The organism is Halomonas colorata (assembly GCF_014897985.1).
Classification (GTDB): domain Bacteria; phylum Pseudomonadota; class Gammaproteobacteria; order Pseudomonadales; family Halomonadaceae; genus Vreelandella; species Vreelandella colorata.
This window is the reverse complement of record NZ_JABUZA010000011.1, coordinates 90278-107638: the sequence shown is the minus strand read 5'-3', so window position 1 is coordinate 107638 and position 17361 is coordinate 90278. Positions and strand designations below refer to the sequence as shown.

Annotated in this window: 15 protein-coding genes; 13 read left to right on the top strand and 2 right to left on the bottom strand. The window is 48.7% G+C overall.

Annotation, left to right across the window (positions count from 1 at the left end):
• From INT33_RS08240 to INT33_RS08180, 13 genes are all read left to right on the top strand, one after another.
• On the top strand, positions 1-202 hold a 202-nt coding region (locus tag INT33_RS08240), incomplete at its 5' end, for a transposase domain-containing protein (protein ID WP_193091602.1).
• Positions 192-461, top strand: coding sequence for a hypothetical protein (locus tag INT33_RS08235; protein ID WP_004578758.1), 270 nt, complete (start codon positions 192-194; stop codon positions 459-461). The genes INT33_RS08240 and INT33_RS08235, both read left to right, overlap by 11 nt.
• A gap of 156 nt (positions 462-617) precedes the next feature.
• A complete protein-coding gene (locus INT33_RS08230) occupies positions 618-983 on the top strand; it encodes a hypothetical protein (RefSeq protein WP_193091601.1) in 366 nt (121 codons plus the stop codon).
• A gap of 73 nt (positions 984-1056) precedes the next feature.
• A complete protein-coding gene (radC, locus tag INT33_RS08225) occupies positions 1057-1581 on the top strand; it encodes a RadC family protein (protein ID WP_193091600.1) in 525 nt (174 codons plus the stop codon).
• Positions 1582-1640: 59 nt separating this feature from the next.
• A complete protein-coding gene (locus tag INT33_RS08220; RefSeq protein ID WP_193091599.1) occupies positions 1641-2267 on the top strand; it encodes a DUF3275 family protein in 627 nt (208 codons plus the stop codon).
• A 106-nt stretch (positions 2268-2373) separates the two neighbouring features.
• Positions 2374-2967 (top strand): hypothetical protein, encoded by a 594-nt coding sequence (locus INT33_RS08215; protein WP_193091598.1) that lies wholly within the window; start codon positions 2374-2376, stop codon positions 2965-2967.
• A gap of 72 nt (positions 2968-3039) precedes the next feature.
• Positions 3040-4533, top strand: coding sequence for a DUF6094 domain-containing protein (locus INT33_RS08210; RefSeq protein ID WP_193091597.1), 1494 nt, complete (start codon positions 3040-3042; stop codon positions 4531-4533).
• A 103-nt stretch (positions 4534-4636) separates the two neighbouring features.
• A complete protein-coding gene (locus tag INT33_RS08205; protein WP_319643921.1) occupies positions 4637-6922 on the top strand; it encodes a DEAD/DEAH box helicase in 2286 nt (761 codons plus the stop codon).
• A 269-nt stretch (positions 6923-7191) separates the two neighbouring features.
• Positions 7192-8952 (top strand): MobH family relaxase, encoded by a 1761-nt coding sequence (gene mobH / locus INT33_RS08200; protein ID WP_193091596.1) that lies wholly within the window; start codon positions 7192-7194, stop codon positions 8950-8952.
• Positions 8949-9914 carry a tyrosine-type recombinase/integrase gene (locus INT33_RS08195; protein WP_193091595.1) on the top strand — a complete coding sequence of 322 codons (966 nt, stop codon included), beginning with the start codon at positions 8949-8951 and terminating at the stop codon, positions 9912-9914. Before mobH ends, INT33_RS08195 begins: the two co-directional genes overlap by 4 nt.
• Before the next feature lie 1618 nt (positions 9915-11532).
• The gene (locus INT33_RS08190) at positions 11533-11748 is read left to right on the top strand and encodes a con-10 family general stress protein (protein ID WP_192537741.1); all 216 of its coding nucleotides are present in this window, start codon (positions 11533-11535) and stop codon (positions 11746-11748) included.
• A 288-nt stretch (positions 11749-12036) separates the two neighbouring features.
• Positions 12037-12873, top strand: coding sequence for a manganese catalase family protein (locus INT33_RS08185; RefSeq protein WP_193091594.1), 837 nt, complete (start codon positions 12037-12039; stop codon positions 12871-12873).
• A 40-nt stretch (positions 12874-12913) separates the two neighbouring features.
• Entirely contained in the window at positions 12914-13417 is a 504-nt protein-coding gene (locus INT33_RS08180; RefSeq protein WP_192537739.1) for a ferritin-like domain-containing protein, read from the top strand.
• Positions 13418-13591: 174 nt separating this feature from the next.
• Here INT33_RS08180 and INT33_RS08175 read toward each other — a convergent pair whose 3' ends face one another.
• Both INT33_RS08175 and INT33_RS08170 read right to left on the bottom strand, forming a co-directional pair.
• Positions 13592-15631, bottom strand: a complete 2040-nt coding sequence (locus tag INT33_RS08175; protein ID WP_193091593.1) for a CocE/NonD family hydrolase — start codon at positions 15629-15631, stop codon at positions 13592-13594.
• A gap of 10 nt (positions 15632-15641) precedes the next feature.
• Positions 15642-16934 carry an ATP-grasp domain-containing protein gene (locus INT33_RS08170; RefSeq protein WP_192537737.1) on the bottom strand — a complete coding sequence of 431 codons (1293 nt, stop codon included), beginning with the start codon at positions 16932-16934 and terminating at the stop codon, positions 15642-15644.
• Positions 16935-17361 lie beyond the last annotated feature (427 nt).

Genomic DNA, 17361 nt, shown 5'->3' with positions numbered 1-17361 from the left:
CAAGCTGCACGATATTACCCCGTACACGTATCTGGTGGACGTGCTGCAACGTATCAGCCAGCACCCGGCCCGTGAAGTCAGCGACCTGACGCCCCGACTCTGGAAAACCCGGTTCGCCGACAATCCGCTACGGGCGCTGATCGACCCACGCCACCCTGACCGACAGAACAAACAGCCGGAGGCCAACGTCCGTGCGCATTGAGGACATGACCATCGACCAGTTGCTGGAACTGAACCAGACCATCTGCCAGCGAATTGATGAACTGCAAGAACAAGAAACCCTGCATGCCTTGAGTCAATTGCGGGTTGGCCTGAAAGTGACCTTCGAAGGCCGGGAAGGACCGGTGTTGGGGATCGTCACCAAAATCAATCGCAAGAGTGTGATCGTGCTGGGTGAGGATGGCAGGAAACAGTACAAGGTCTCGCCGGAGTTATTAAGGCCTCTCCGTGACGTGAAGTAGGTCAACTACGTCGTGGAATGAACGCTTACGTGCCGCAAGCGGTTTGAGGCAGTCTGTAATTGGCCACATGGCCGTCTACCTACCATGGGAAAACACTTTCCCATGGGGATGGTGTTTCCTATGGATTCGCACTTCAATCCAGCAAGGAGAAGCACCATGCAACTTCAATCCATTAACCTATCTGAAGTAGCTAATGAGTTAGGGTTCACTGGTCCAGTTCATGTAAGTCTCGGCTTAATAGCTGACAGCATGCATTGTGCTGAGGCCACGGTGAACAGATTTGGCATATTAGCTTCGGATCGGTTATCGCTGATGCTTCAAGACACTGCGTCTCAGCTAGCAAAGTACCCATCAGGTACCCAGGCGGCGCGCTTTACCCACTTCAGAATTCCGCCAAGTGGTAATTCTGAGGAGCCGTTAGGTCTTGATATAGAGGCAGTTGTCGTTAGTGGTGAAGAAGGAAAGCACCTTCTTCTGGCCAAAGCTGATGAAATAGAACTCAGTGAGCTAATCGCCGCGTAAGCATAATTATCCACCCCAGACCGGGATCACACTCCCGGTGGGTGTGGTCTTGGTCATGTACGAGACTCCTGTCATGGCTACCTGCAATTACCACATCGCTTCTTCGCAAGCGAAACTTCAGCACTTACTCGTTCAGGATGCTACTGGGGCTTACCGTGTTGCAGATGATGACTACGTTGTTGAAGCAGCTCGTAAGGTGTTAGAGAGGCAATTTCGGCCAGGTCTCTCACTTACTTCCCCATCTAATGCTAAAGAATATTTACAGCTTAAATTAGCCTTCCTTGAGCACGAGGTTTTCGCAACGATCTGGCTAGATTGTCAGCATAGAGTTATCGCTTATGAGGAGTTGTTTCGAGGAACGATTGACTCTGCTGCGGTGTATACCCGTGAAGTCGTGAAAGCAGCACTTCAACACAATGCTGCGGCTGTCATCTTTGTTCATAACCATCCCAGCGGTGCGAGCGCTCCAAGTGATGCCGATAAACAGATCACAAAGCGACTCGTAGATGCTTTGGGTTTAATCGACCTTCGTGTAATCGACCACATGATTGTCGCTGGATCCGATGTACTCTCTTTCGCTGAGGAAAGGCTCCTTTAACTCCTTTTGACTCGCTCATTCGAGCGAGTCTTACTCATTTATTCCAATGGTCTAATTCCATGATAAAGATTCCTGGCCGATTGTTCGTCAAGACGATCCATGGTCGTCACGGCCCTTTCAACGTCGGACGCCTGGCGACCTCCATCGGTGAGTTCGTCATCAAGGATCCCCAACTGGAGCAATTTAGTGAGGGTCAATTCTCAGGTGAGTTCTTGGTACTTGAGATTCGGCCGGCTAGCTATTTTGCAGGTGGGCGATTGGTAGTCGAGGTACGTGCCAGAGTTGGCGAGATGCTGCTCTCCGATAACGGTGTGCTCGTGTCGCAATCTGATAAGCCTCACTTCGATTCGTCAGAAATAGATCCACTTGAAGAAGAGGCAACCCCTCAAACGCAAACTCCACCGGTACAATCCCAACCGCAGCCTATGCAGCAGCGGCAATTTCAGCCGGTGAGAGCTAAGGAAACACCCCAAGCTGCGTCTCCTGCCGCAACACCTCAAAACGTACCACCGGTACAAAATGAATCGGATAACCCTGATATGAAACTCTTCGGTCTGCTCTGGCCACTAGGCAATACTGTCAAGCTCGATCCAACTATTGAGCGTGCCGTATTTAGGAGCCAAGTTAGCCGACTGAAAGAAATGGGTTACCAATTCCAAAGTAAAACCCAAACGTGGTTCAAATAGCCCCGTTATCTACAGCTAGGTAGTAATTAACCCCTATGGGGCGCATCGACGCCCTTGGGGCTCGGTCGCTCCATCAATCTCTCAACACTGATCGATGGAGGCAGTGATGGCCGACCTATTCGCTATCGGGGAATACTCCGATTTATATGCAGACGCGTGCTGTGTCAGCAGTGACGGCGATTGCTTGTTCCTCTCTCTTTGGGGGAGGGATACAGCTATCCAGGAGCTGCTTGCAAGGCTTACGCTACCACCAGCCCAGAACGGCCTGGATGCCCTCCATATTATGGAGGGTGGGACCCAACACCGTGTTCGCTTCCGCGACATGGATAACTACGAAAAACGCACGACTCGGGCCTTTCAAAAGACCCGCTTCGGTAGCCTGGTGCAGGTATGGCTGTTTGACCAGCGCTGCGTTAGCCCTGATCGAGCCAATCTTGAAGCAGTCATGCTCATTGAGCGCGAGACTTCAGAGTCGATTGAAAACAGGCTGTGGCAGCGGATTAATGACTTATGTCCTCTACCGCTCCTCGATCACTGGCAAGAACAGGTTATGGCATGGCTGCATCAGCAGAATGCCATTGTTCCTGCTCAAAACTCGCTGGGACGGCTCAACGCCTGGGAAATCAAGCTGGATCAGAACGCAATGGCGATGTGCATTAGCGAGATGATCCGAACTGGCCATCTCACCACCGAGCCTTGAATTTACTTCCTTCTGGCGTGGCTTGTCCGCGCCTTCTTATTCCCATCCTTAATTTCATTCAGGAGGTGCCTCATGGCACTCATGTTTCCGCGCCTGGCGCACAATTATGTAAAGAACGGCTATTACCCAACAGATACACGTTCAACTGAACGGGTTTTAAAAGCTTTGCAGCCATCTGTTGGTGAAATGCGAATCTTTGACCCATGTGCGGGTGAGGGCGAAGCGATCGCAGAAGTAGCACACTACCTGGGCCGTGAATATGTCCATGCCTTCGGCGTCGAGTACGACCCTGAGCGAGCGACCACAATGGCATCTTTAGTGGATACATCGCTACAAGGTGACCTCATGGACACCGTTGTCTCACAGAGAACCATGGGGCTGCTTTGGCTCAACCCCCCCTATGGTGATCTTGTCGCCGACAGTGCCCAAAACGTGCATTACGAGGGCAAAGGTCGACAGCGACTTGAAAAGCTTTTCTACCAGCGCACGATTAATACTCTCCAGTACGGGGGCGTATTGGTATTGATTATCCCGGCTTATTCGCTCGACAAGGAGTTAGCGGGATGGTTAGCCAATCATATCAACAACCTGAGGGTATTTCGGGCGGCCGTCGATGAATTTCAGCAAGTAGTGATTTTTGGCAATAGAGCCCGTCGCTACGAGGTGGAAGGCAAGGCAGAGACTAAGCGACACCGTAGTCAGCTGCTTCGCGTTGGTATGAAAGAGGAGACGCCTGATGTTCTACCAGACGAATGGCCTTTCGACCCCTACGTGGTTCCTTCTGCGAAGGGTGAGATGGGGCACTTCTACCGAGTGACTGTTGAGCCTAGGCAATTGGAAGAAGAGGTTACTCAACTGGGCGGATTATGGTCTGACGTCGGTGCCATTTTCGGCCGAACAGGTCTCAAAACAAGACCTCCTGTCAGGCGTTTATCGAACTGGCATTTGGCGCTTTCGTTAGCTGCCGGTGCCATCACTGGAGTAGTCACATCACCTGGTGGGCGTTGCCTGGTAGTTAAAGGCAATACTCACAAGGATAAGATATCTAAAACCGAATTCACTGAGAACGAAGATGGTTCAGTGAAAGAAACCCGGGTTCTAACTGATCGGTTTGTACCCGTGATCCGAGCGTGGGAAATGACAGCAGGGTCTACACAGCTGGGTCAACTGCTAACGATAACGTCTGTACCACCAGCCAATGATAGCGATGCAAATGCTTCAGAAGGCGGTGAGATTGATGAAGCGGAATCGGCTCCTACTCGACAGGCGGCGGTATCAAACGTAACTACGAAGAAGCTGAGATTCGGTCTCGGTCGAATCGTGATGACTCGTGCTGTGAACGATCTGATTGCTGATGGGGTATTCAACCCCTTAACGCTTCTCAAACGTCATGCATTTTGTGATTGGGGAGACGTATCAGGGGGCGATGCTCAGCGAAACGAACAGAGCCTCCAAGACGGTGATCGCTTGATGTCCGTTTACAACGTGAGCTCAACGCTCACCATTTGGATTATTACAGAGGCGGACCGCAGCTCGACAACGCTGCTACTGCCAGAAGACTATTAACTAAGGGCGAAGTTCGCTCTACCTCACCCCCAGACGGGCTGTACCTAACCCGTCTGGGGAGGTGCATGCCCGTCATTTCTTGATACTCATAGGAGAGACGATCATGTACCCAATGATCAAATCACCGGCATCGGCCGGCACTGTAAGCGAAAATCTACCAGCGGCATTTGATGCAAATAGCTTCGGGCCTACGGTAGACCTGAATGACTTCATTGAAGAGTTTGGGGATGGACTGCTTGAGTCGTTGAGCCGATCTCACCCGCCCGTCTATGACGGAGCGGGCAACCCAGCGCGACAAGTCATTATGGATGGTTTGGCACGCAAACCGTTTACTGCCCAAGCAGAAGTGGTACAGGCGATCGCAGCGTTAATGCTCGACCGCAATGAACCTGCTGGCATCATTAATGCTGAGATGGGAACGGGTAAAACCATGATGGCCATCGCCATGGCTGCTGTATGCCATGCGGAGGGCTATCGCCGCTTTAAAGTAATCGCACCACCCCACCTAGTTTATAAGTGGCGGCGCGAGATATTGGAGACCATTCCAAATGCACGAGTATGGGTACTCAATGGCCCAGATACGCTAGCCAAGCTATTGAAGCTTCGTTCTGTACTTGGCACGCCTGATGATGGGCGTCCCGAGTTTTTCATTCTCGGTCGAGTGAGGATGAGAATGGGGTTCCACTGGCGCCCTGTTGCAGCAGCTAAGCGTGTTTGTGGTGGAGAGTTGGCCTCATGCCCAGACTGTGGCGGCTGGATACTCGATAGTGATGGCGAGCACGTCAGCATGGTGCAGTTCTTGCGTGAGGAGCGGCGACAAAAATGCCAGCATTGTGGTAACACACTATGGACGCTGATGCGCCCGCAGCGGGCTACCGGCAATGTGCAGCGCGATATGGTGTTAAAAGCTCTGCGTAAACTGCCAACGATCGGCAAAGTGACATCTGAGCGACTCGTTGGCCAATTCGGCGAAGAGTTTCTGGCCTCCATGCTAGGTGACAACATCCATGAGTTCCTGAACTTGATGGATGAAAACGGTGATCTGGTGTTCTCGGATCGTCAGGCAGCACGGATGGAACGAACCATGGCCACGATGGAATTTGGCTTTGGTGAAGGTGGCTACCAGGCTACTGAGTTCGTTAAGCGTTATCTGCCCAACCAGACATTCGATCTGCTAATCGTAGACGAAGGTCACGAGTACAAAAATGCGGGCTCAGCACAGGGGCAGGCAATGGGTGTACTGGCGGCTAAGGCGCGAAAAACACTGTTGCTCACGGGCACTCTGATGGGGGGATATGCTGATGATCTCTTCTATCTGCTGTTCAGAATTCTGACGTCCAGAATGATTGAAGATGGCTATAGCCCTAATGACAGGGGATCGATGGGGCCTGCGGCCATGTCGTTCCTACGTGATCATGGAGTGCTGAAGGACATTTACACTGAGCGCGACGGTGATTCGCACAAAACAGCTAAAGGCAAAAAGCTGTCTGTGCGCACTGTAAAAGCCCCAGGCTTCGGCCCTAAGGGCATCATGCGTTATGTGCTGCCTTTCACTGTCTTCCTCAAACTCAAAGATATCGGGGGCAACGTACTACCGCCCTACGATGAAGAGTTCATAGAGGTACCGATGGGTGAAGAGCAGTTTTTTGCCTATCGGCGACTAGAAGCTCAGTTGACCGCCGAACTAAAGCAGGCTTTAGCACGGCGGGATACGACCCTGCTAGGCGTTGTGCTTAACGCGTTACTTGCATGGCCTGATTGCTGTTTCCGACAGGAGACAGTTAAGCATCCACGCAATGGCAACCTGTTAGCGTTCGTTAAGACGATTTTTAGCGAGCAAGATCTCACGCCCAAGGAACGGGAGCTCATTGAGATCTGCAAGCGAGAGAAAGCTGAAGGACGCAAAGTGTTGGTCTATACGTCCTATACAGGCAAACGCGACACTAGCAGCCGTCTTAAACGGGTTCTTGAGCAAGCCGGTTTTAAAACTTCGATACTTCGTTCCAGCGTTGAGACAACAAGGAGAGAGGATTGGATTGCAGAGCAAGTTGACCGCGGGGTCGACGTGGTCATAACCAATCCCGAGTTGGTGAAAACAGGATTGGATCTGCTGGATTTTCCAACCATCGTCTTTATGCAGACCGGCTGGAACGTTTATACGCTGCTACAGGCGGCTAGGCGTTCCTGGCGAATCGGTCAGAAAATGCCGGTACGTGTGTTGTACTTGGGTTATGCCCAAACATCACAGATCACGTGCCTGGCACTAATGGCCAAGAAAATTGCCGTGGCTCAAAGCACGTCGGGAGATGTTCCTGAGTCAGGCCTTGATGCCCTTAATACGGATGGTGACTCCGTAGAAATGGCATTAGCTAGGCAACTGGTCGCTTGAACTCAACCCCCTCTTCGGAGGGGGTTTTTAATGGTCTTTGTTTATATACAGGATAGTCTCTCTGGGCGAGAAACTTTGTTTAACAATCTAGCCTTTGTGCTTCTTGTATATTAGGTATGGTTAGCCATCCTCTTGAGAGATTTGTTCTTATTAAGAGCTAAAGATCAGCTGCAGTGACGGAAAGTATTGAGATGGAACTTAACATTCCCGCTTCACTTCAATTTCAGAACTGCGTCAGATAGACCAATTGACTACTATTGAGCCTACTGATGTTAAAGAGTCTGTTCATAAAGAAAAAAATGGCACCGATCCCTCGCTCTCGTGCAGAGGAGGGCTGGGTGGTGCCCTTGGCAGGGGCGAAGCTGCTTGATCAGCCATATAGAAAGCAAGTGATAAAAGCACTATGGGATCTGACCTCACTGACAAAACCCGTTTTTCAGGAGTTTATACAGCGCCCATTGGAACGCTACGCTGAACTTGTTCAGTTAATACCTGCATCAGAGTCTCATCATCATGCCTATGCCGGAGGGATGCTGGATCATGGCCTTGAGGTGGTTAATTTCGCATTAAGGATCCGGCAGAAGCATTTACTTCCGCCAGGTGCATCCCCAGAAATGCAGTCATCGTGTAGCGAGCGATGGACTGTTGCGATAGCGTACGGCGCTCTACTACATGATGTCGCAAAGCTATTGGATGTTGATATCTATCTGAATGATGGAAGGAAGTGGTGTGTATGGAATGGTCCCATACCCAGTCCATACCGAGTCAAATATCGTAAGGATCGCGATTACATGCTACATCAAGCAACCAATGGTTTACTTTGTCATCGTGTACTTGACGGAGCCATTTTGGACTGGGTGTCTGAAGACCCTCAAGTATTCAAGCAATTGATGTTCTCCATGTCTGGGTATAGTAGTGAAGCAGGAATTATCGGTGAAATTGTTTCTCAGGCTGATAGGGCTTCGGTTGCCAATGCGCTAGGAGGTGATCCAGCTAAAGCGCTAAAAGCGCCAGTTCAGTCTCTACAACGCAAGTTAACAGACGCTCTCAGGTACCTCGTAAAGGAGCAGTTAACTCTAAATGCACCGCGAGCGCCTGCGTACTTAACTGACGATGCACTTTGGATCGTTTCACCCAGCGTACCGAACCAACTCAAAGCGTATCTACTAGAGCATGGGGTCGGTGGCGTTCCATCGAACACAACGCGTATGTACGACGAGATGCAAGCACATGGCCTGATCGAAGAGGCAGGTGAGGGTAAGTCTGTTTGGAAAGCGGACGTCCAAATAGGAGACTGGCGAGCTAGTCTAAGTTTTTTGAAAGTGCCTGCAGGACTTATCTGGGGCGCAGAAGAAGAGCGCCCCTCTACGTTGAATGGCACATTGACGGTAATTGACTCAAAAGCTTCAAAAGATAGCAGTTCTACTGCACTGGACTCGGCAGCCGCCGCCAAACCAAAGCTTGCAGAGAGTTCCGAAGCTATAGCAGATACAGAAATTCATAGTTCGGCCAGTGAAGCTGGTGAGTTCAGCATCAATGACATGATGGCACTAATAGCTGGAGACGATGTTCAAGCTGACGAGGTGAGTACAACAAAGAAACAGTCAAATGAAGCATTCTGCAATGTAAGCAAGTCGCCACAGGCTGATCCGGTTGACATTGGTGAGCGATTTATATCATGGCTGCAGCAAAGCCTTGCTTCTCGAAAGTTAATAGTTAATGACTCAAAAGCTCTTGTACATGTTGTTGAGGGAGGCTACTTCCTGGTAAGTCCCGGTATTTTCAGGCGATTCTGTGATCTTACATTTGGAACAGATAAAAACTGGAACAAAGTGCAGCAGCGATTTCAAAAGCTAGGGCTTCACATTAAAACTGAACACGATACCAATATTTGGGAGGTCAGCGTCCGTGGCCCGAATCGTCGGGGTAGCGTACTCAAAGGATATCGGTTGAAGCAGGACAGTGATATTACACCTACTGACTGCATGGATAACGTTTTCCTCACTCTTGCTCAAGAGGAGGGGGAATGAGCAATTATAACTTTCAGCAAATATTGGAAGAAATGTTTGTTGAGCGCTGGCTTTCACCAAAAACTCAGTTGAGCTATTCGGGGCCTGTGAGGTTGTTTAGACGTTATATCGGCTTGGACGTCATGCCTGGGGATGTTAGGCGTCATGATGTTTTAGCATGGAGGGTCGCCATAGTTGAATCTAGCCGCAACCCTAGCGGGATAAAGGAAAGCAGCTGGAATAACTATGCAAGGCACTTAAAGTCGCTATATCGCTTTGGTATAACGAACGATTTGATAGCGATAGATAAGTCTCCTTTTGAAAATGTCTTCCTGCGGGAAAAAAAGCGTGGTCGAAAAACTTTAAGAGATATAGATATCGGGTTATCAAGAGAAGCACTAGAGTTGTGCCGCCGATACGAAGTAGTGAAAAAAGAACCTGCATCCATACACCCAGCATGGTTTTGGCGAGTAGTTGTAGAAACATTCTACCATACAGGTATTCGGTTAAATCAGCTGCTGAGTATAACACCCGACGATATACATCTGAAACGACGTCGTTTAGTTGCATCAGCAGAAGGAGCCAAAAACAACCATGAGTCAGTGCTCCCAATCACTGACGCACTGTATCCATACCTAGTTGAGTTAATGACAGCTGCGCATGCCAAGGGGGTGAAGCGTAATGAACAGCTCTTCAATGTAAACCTCTACTCAGTCCGAACACGGCGAGAAACGATGGATATTTGGCAAGTGGAGCGATTCTTCAACCGCTTATCGCGCTATTGTGGTAGCCGCGTCACGCCCCACCGGTTTCGTCATAGCTTGGCCACGGACCTCATGCGCAGCAAAGGTAGGGATCTATATCTGACCCAACAAGTGTGTGGACATACCGATATTAGGTCAACAATGGAATATATTTCTCCCGACCTAAATACATTAAAAACGTATTTGGAACAGAGGCACTCTCATCTTGAGCAGCAATAAGCCTTTAGGAGCTACACTCAAAAACTTAGCTACCACCTTGACAGGCGGCAAACAGCGTGACGATAATGTCAATGCTAACAAGTGGAAGGTTTTGGTTGCGCTGTTATAGGGTAAAATTTTTTTTGTTGGTGTTAAAGCAACTGACTTGTAATCAGTAGGTCCCGGGTTCGACTCCTGGTGTCGGCACCATCAAAAGATGGTTAAAAGCAACATATTAGAGAATCCGAAAAAGCCGTCCGAAAGGGCGGCTTTTTTGTGCGCGTTTGAAAAGTGCTCATAGCCAATTAAGCTGCCGACTTTTCTATCAGAAGACGAATTGAGTTATATCCTAGGTAATCGCCGTTAGCTTTTTATACGTACTAGAGGATAGCGCTCAACCAACGAAATAGTTGCTAGGTAGTATGCTTCAGGAAGGTTGCTATCGGCTTGTGCTGCTGGCGGTGGATACAACGCTACAAGTGATAGCCCGATAAAATTAACGGATAGATAGGGGCTGTTTGTTAGCCTGGGTAGAAGTGGTGGGGCCCTCCTTGGCCTATCGCGCTTCCTTGATCCTTTCGCATATTGCCTTCCATTGCCCTTCCCTGGGCTAGCGCGACTCAAGTGGGCTACTGCGATTAGTAGCCCTTAGAAGTGTAGCTACTTTGATAGAAAATAATGTAGTCAATCGACGACAATATTTGTAAGCATTTTCTTACATGGAAACAATAATCTTATAAATTTCAAGGATTTTTGCTATGCCACATTAAATTTTCTTACGATTGCCATCGCGACGGTGCCAACACGTTAGGAGGTCGCGATACAGCTAGGATGATCCGAGCCTTTGCAAGGTCAGCACGTGGTGGGTAAAGGCGAGATGTAAAGACAGGTAATACAGAAGGTAAAAACAGCAACGCCTCTATACAACAACGCCCCTATGAAGGGGCGTTTGGTGTACTCATGCCTTCCTGGCATTTGGTCACTCATCCTGAGTGGAAATTCCTTTTCGTTGGTAGCTTCCTGCCGCCGACAACTTTATACTAGACCATGTATAATATGTGCACAATAGATGAGTAAGAAAAAATTATACCAAAATTTATACCATTCCTTTCTAAGCTTAATTTTTCCTTTTCTATACATCACCAGTTTCCAATCTGTGACCGCAAAGCCGCTGCAACACTCTCCGATACGGGTTAGATACATTACCGAATGCCCTGACTGCCAATGCTCTACCCATCAGCCTTTGACCCTTGGCGGGCGAAGCCAGTTTTATCTGTTATCCATGTGCTGGCGATGAGAGGGCAGAGTCAAACAAACAAGCTGCTCCCTTTGGTTTGCTTAAGCAATCGCCACCGGCTGGAAGTCCCTCTTGAAGCGTTTGGTAATAAAGCCTCTATAAATTTAATGTTATTAAACTTTTACAGATGTCTTTATCATTAATTTAAAGTTTCTATTTATTTAAATTAATTGGATTGTTGACATGAAATAAAAGCTTGTTAATTACAAAGATTAAAAAGCTTTCTTATTGACTATATCGCTTGAAACAACTTATGAGTTGGCTACTCTCAAATTACTCGATTAACTAATCGAGTTCCACGGAATGATTTGGTTTTACCGAATGCATGAAAGGAGATGAATCATGGCTAACAATCGCAACGACAATGGAATGAGTCGCGAAGAAGCAGGCAAGAAAGGTGGCGAAGCTACCTCAAAGAATCACGATAAAGAATTTTACGAAGATATCGGCCATAAAGGCGGCCAAAAGAGTGGTGGTAACTTCGCGAATGACCCAGAGCGCGCTTCCGAAGCTGGTAAGAAAGGCGGAGAAAACAGCCAAGGAGGCCGTAATTCCTGATCACAGCCGAATGAGATTGGCCATTAGGTTTTACGCAAACGCTTAAATGGTAACCCTTTATAAAACGTAGTAGTGGCATATATGTGTTACTGATTTTTAAAGGGTTGTTATGCAGAAGATTGAGTTTCTTAACCAGAATTAACTAAGTGTTAGTATTTTTAAGGGGCAAGGAAGCTTTTGTTAAACCTTTATGGAAAAAGGTGGTTGAGTAATTAGATCGTACTGCATAGCGTTTAAGTTTTCTGCCAGGGAGTTTTCTCCCTGGCAGTTACTGTCGGAGAGGTCACCATGTTTCACCATTCAGCAAAACTTCAATATCCGGTTAAAGTCGATAAGCCTAATCCTGAATTTGCCATGCTGCTTCAGCAGGCTATTGGTGGTATCGAAGGAGAAATTCGGGTAGCCATGCAATATTTTTTCCAGGCAATGGGCGCGCGTGGTGATGATCGCATTCGCGACCTGCTGATGTCGACGGCGACCGAAGAACTTGCCCATATTGAAATGCTCGGCCATGCGGTTGCGCTTAATTTGGAAGGGGCGCCGGTCTCTTATCAAGAGGCTACCGCAAAAGATCCCGTCATGAATGCCATTCTTGGCGGTGCAAACCCTCGCCATCTACTGTCATCGGGGCTTTCGGCCATGCCTGTAAATGCTAACGGGGTGCCGTTTGATATGAGCCACATTTATGCCACCGGCAACGTGGCTGCCGATATGTTGGCGAACGTAACGGCTGAGGCCAGTGGTCGGGTGTTGGCCTCGCGCCTTTATAACTGGACTGACGATCACGGCATGAAAGATTTTCTTTCTTTCCTGATTGCTCGAGATACCTACCATCAGCAGCAGTGGTTGGCTGTGATCGAAGAGCTAGGTGGACTGGGCGCAAATCTTCCCATCCCCAACTCAACGCCTGAAGACCACGAAGCCATGCAACACTCGTATTACTACCTCAATACGTTGCTTGATAAAGAAGCACCTAAAGGACGTTGGGGTGAAGGTCCTTCCTTTGATGGCCGTAGCCAGTTCTCGGTTCGCAACCAGCCAGCACCTGAAGGTCAGGAAGCGACGCTTGGTATGGCTAAGGAAAAATCAGGCGCTCAGAAGGACCAGATTGATCCGTCTAAGTAAACAGCTATGAATTGCTCAGTTTCTTAAAGGAGAATGCACGATGGAAACCAAGTATCTAGAGAACTGGTTGCGTGATGCACATGCTATGGAGCAGCAAGCTGAGAAAATGCTGAGATCCCAAGCAGAACGCTTGGAGGATTATCCAGAGCTTAAAGCGCGAATTGAGCAGCATTTAAATGAAACCCGTCACCAGTCTGAGCGATTAGAGCAGGCTATGGCCGGAATAAATATTGATACTTCCGCGCTAAAAGATCTGGGCGGCAAGTTAACCGCGTTCGGTCAGGCGCTCGGCGGCATGATGGCAGGCGACGAAGTCATGAAAGGTAGTATTGCCAGCTACGCCTTTGAGCATTTTGAAATTGCCAACTACAAGGCATTAATCCAGGCGGCTGAAAGTGCAGGCCAGACTGGAGTGGCCCAGGTATGCAGAGAGATCCTCAAAGAAGAAGAGGATATGGCTGCTTGGCTTGCCGATCATATTGAATCTACTACTACCGAGTTTTTGCACCGTGCGGATAATGACGATCTGCGCGCCAAGCGGTAAGTGCTTTCGCCGCATACCCTACTAATTAGGCCCTTTCCTCGGTAATTATTTGCCGAGGTTTTTTTCTGGCTAGCTGTGCCTTATGCGTTAACGTATATCGCTCTACAACAAAGCCGCCCACGCGTTGGGCGGCTTTGTTGATTTTAAGGCGAGCTAACCTCTGTAAGGCGCGGCTTACAGAAGATCCCGGGGAATAGTTGACTCCCAATTTTTTGAGAATACCCGGTACTGCCCTTCATAAGCATCCATCTCGGCATGAATGATAAAATTAGTTTCGGTGCAGGTAAGCACGGTGCGCGTGTAAACCTGCGTATGCCAATCATCGCGCTTGAATGAGCTTTCTGTGACGGTTTCCCCGCGTGCAGAGGTAAAGTCATTACCTACCGTAGTGTAATACTCACGGGCACACCGATGAATTTCGGTACCTATATCGTTAATTCGAAAGCACCCCTGATCGTTAACGACTTCCAGCGTAGAGCTTTTAGTCGCCAAGTCTTGATGCAATAACCAATTATGCTTGCTGGGTGCAAGATTGGTGATCTCAAGAGGAGGGGCAGACTGCGGAGCGTCAAAGTGCGTTAAGCCATCCTCTTCATGACCTGCGCAACGCACGGGTAGCTTGAGCACGCAATGATTAAACGAAATATCTACCTGAGCAGGTTTTGGGGGCAACCAGGCAAGCGGCCAGTAGGAGGTTGATACAGAAACCCGTAATTGATGCCCCGCCGGAAACTGTTGCGCAATACCGTTCATATCAATGGTGACCCGATAAGTCCGGTGCGGCTCAAGCGGCGTTGGTTCCGCATTGCTATCGCGGTGGGTAAGGTTGAGTAAACCGTACGTTACCCGGGTGGCTTTACCATCTGGCGCTACATCAGAAAGACGCACTGCCAGCATTGCCTGTGGCTGATTGCTTGAAACTTCCAGCTCTAATGAAGGCGTACCAAAAATATGTAACGGCTCAGCTAAAGCATCGGTACTAAAAATAAGCGAGCCGCCGTCTTCCTCGCGCTGATCACCGGGTAGATCCGGCGTGGCGGCATATGAGCACCATTTGCCTGCCGCCAAGCCTACGCTTAACGGTGACTGTAGCCCCATGGTGGTAGGCTCAGTGCTGCGTTCAGGTTCGCTAGCCGAAGACAGAGGCGTTAACCGATAAGGGGACAATAAATAGTGTTGCTCCTGAATATTATTGGATGGCCATAAAGGCTCTGCAATCCAGCGGCCAGGTCTGTCTTCGTAGGAGTTATCTGGAGGGACGCTGTCTTGCTCCCAGGCGCGCAGCATGGGTTCATCCATAATGCCGTTGTCTTTGCCTTTCAGCCAGTAGTCCCACCAGCGCAGTGCCTCTTGAAGAAAGCCAATGGCAGGTCCCGGAATACCTTGATGAGGATACTTATGCCCCCAGGGGCCAATAAGCCCTTTGCGTGGGACCTCTAAATGCTCCATTAATCTGAAAACGGTATTGGTAAAGCCATCCGCCCAGCCCCCAACAGCATATACCGGGCAGCGTATAGCGTCGTAGTATTCGCAAACGGAGCTTGCCGACCAATATTCACTGCGCCGCTGATGGCGCAGCCACTTATCAATCCATAGGCCGCTTTCTTCCATGCGTTCGTGCCACATATCTCGCCAGCGGTCGCCGACAATCAGCGGGTCGGGCGGTAAGGCGTTAAAGGCGAGCATGACGGTGGCTTCAGATAAATTATCCCCGAGAAGGCAGCCACCCATATAGTGCATGTTGTCGGCATAAAGATCGTCGCTTGAACATAAGCTGATAATCGCTTTTAGCGCCGGCGGCTGCTTGGCGGCAACTTGTAGGCTGTTAAAACCACCCCACGAAATACCCATCATGCCGACGCTACCGTCACACCAGGCTTGGCGGGCAATCCACTCGATGGCATCCACCGCATCTAACTGCTCTTGCTGGGTATATTCATCAGTGAGCACTCCATCGGAGTCACCGCTGCCACGCATATCCACTCGCACACATACGTAGCCATGGCCCGCCAGATAAGGATGATTGGTAGCATCGCGGCCACGCGTGATATCGCGCTTGCGATAAGGGATATACTCCATAATGGCGGGCAGAGGGGTATCCTGGGTAGCTTCAGGCAACCAAATGCGCGCCGCTAAATGTTGGCCATCGCGCATGGGGATAAAGACGTTTTCTATCTCGCGGACGTTATAAGGAAAGTCGTTGATAACTTCCATTTTACCTCCTTCAAAGATCCACTTTTTCGATTTCAAAATCTAAAAAGTCTAAACAGAATTTATAGCGTTCCTCGATCTCCTCATGGTTGTTACCGGTGATATACAGCGTACCTAACCGATAGCAAAAACTATCCTGATGAAGCAAATCGCTAAGGCGCTGACCTGGGGAAACGTCCAGGCATACGTCGGTATGAGGTAGTTGCTGTTGCAGTGCCTGGATGTTTTCTTGGCTAGGCACCCGCGTAACGATGCCATCTTCATGGGCGTAAGGGATAAAGCATTTTGCCGCCACAGGTGCCACGCCCTGGCGGCTTAATAAAGAAGGGCGCTGACCCAAGGCGATGTCGATCGCCACCTCATGGTTGGACATGCCATCCACCAGAACGAATATCTCGCTATGTGACTGTGAAATACGCGTATTGACTTCTATCAGCCAAAGTTTGTCAGTTGCTTCGTCCCACATGAATTCAGCATTAAAGCAGCCATTATCGTAGCCAATATGGGTAAGAAACGTTTTAGCGGCTTCCACCATTTTATGGTGTACATGCTCGGGTAGATTGCTGGGGTATTCCAGGCGGTCATAAAGGGTTAATGAGTCATCAGCTCTGGGCTGTGAAATAATTCCATGCACATTGAATTCGCCCTGAAAAACCGTGCCCTCAGGAGCCGCCTGTACCCCTTTTATGATCTCTTCAACAATGCAGGAATTACCATCCAGTTCTTTGATCTCTTCCGGTAAGTCGGCGTACTCAAGCGCTTCATTGAACGGGTCGCCAAGCTGGCGAATACCCTGACGAATTTCCTCAATAGCCTGATCAAATTGCGCTTGGTTCTCTACTTTGAAGCCCAAATGAGACGAGAATGCTTTTACCGGCTTTATCCAGAAAGGAAAATCAAGGGTGACCTGATCAATCGGGTTCTCTTTGAAGGGATCTACGCCGCAGAAGTCAGGTACGACGTCAGGAATAACCTTCTGCTGCTCAATACGGCTCCAGAGTTTATGCTCACAGGTTAAAACGCTGGTAATAGACGGCGAAGGGATATCATATTGCTGACAAAGTAAGGGGACTAATACGCTAGTTGGAAAGTCCCACTGAGCGATGATGCCATCGACAGTGCCAGCGAAATTCTCTAATTGAGCCTTCGCCACATTTAAAAGCTGATTAAACGACAGACTTTCAGCCTCAACTGCTGTATTAACACTAAGTAGCTCATGAATATCCAAAGCTTTAGCTTCTCTTAGCGTTTCCATCGCGCGACGCTGTTTATCTTCTAAAGCAATAACAAAGATATTACGTTTCATCATTCTCTCCTTGAATTAGAAAGCCTACTCCTGATGCTTCAGATTAAGTGTAAGATAACTATCCAGTAACATCCTTGATATATGTAATTTTTAAAAGTTCCTTAAGCACTGGCTGAGTTTAATTTTTAACAGGTTTTAAAGTGAGGTTTATGCGGTTTTTAAAGGACATAGCGTTTTCATTGTGTTTATAAATGTAACGCTTTTTATCAGATGCGATACTTCACAAAAAAACCGTCAGGTAAGTAAAGTGAGGTTTTAGAAGGAATCATTTTAAAATTTAATAATTGTTAAAATTCTCCATCGATAACACGTTAGAGCTGTACTCTTAATCAGATTGATGAGGCAAATAGTCCTTGTTTATATTTTCGGCGTTGACTATATTTTTCTCGCCCCTAATCTCTTTTGGTTGTATTACGACTTTACTTTA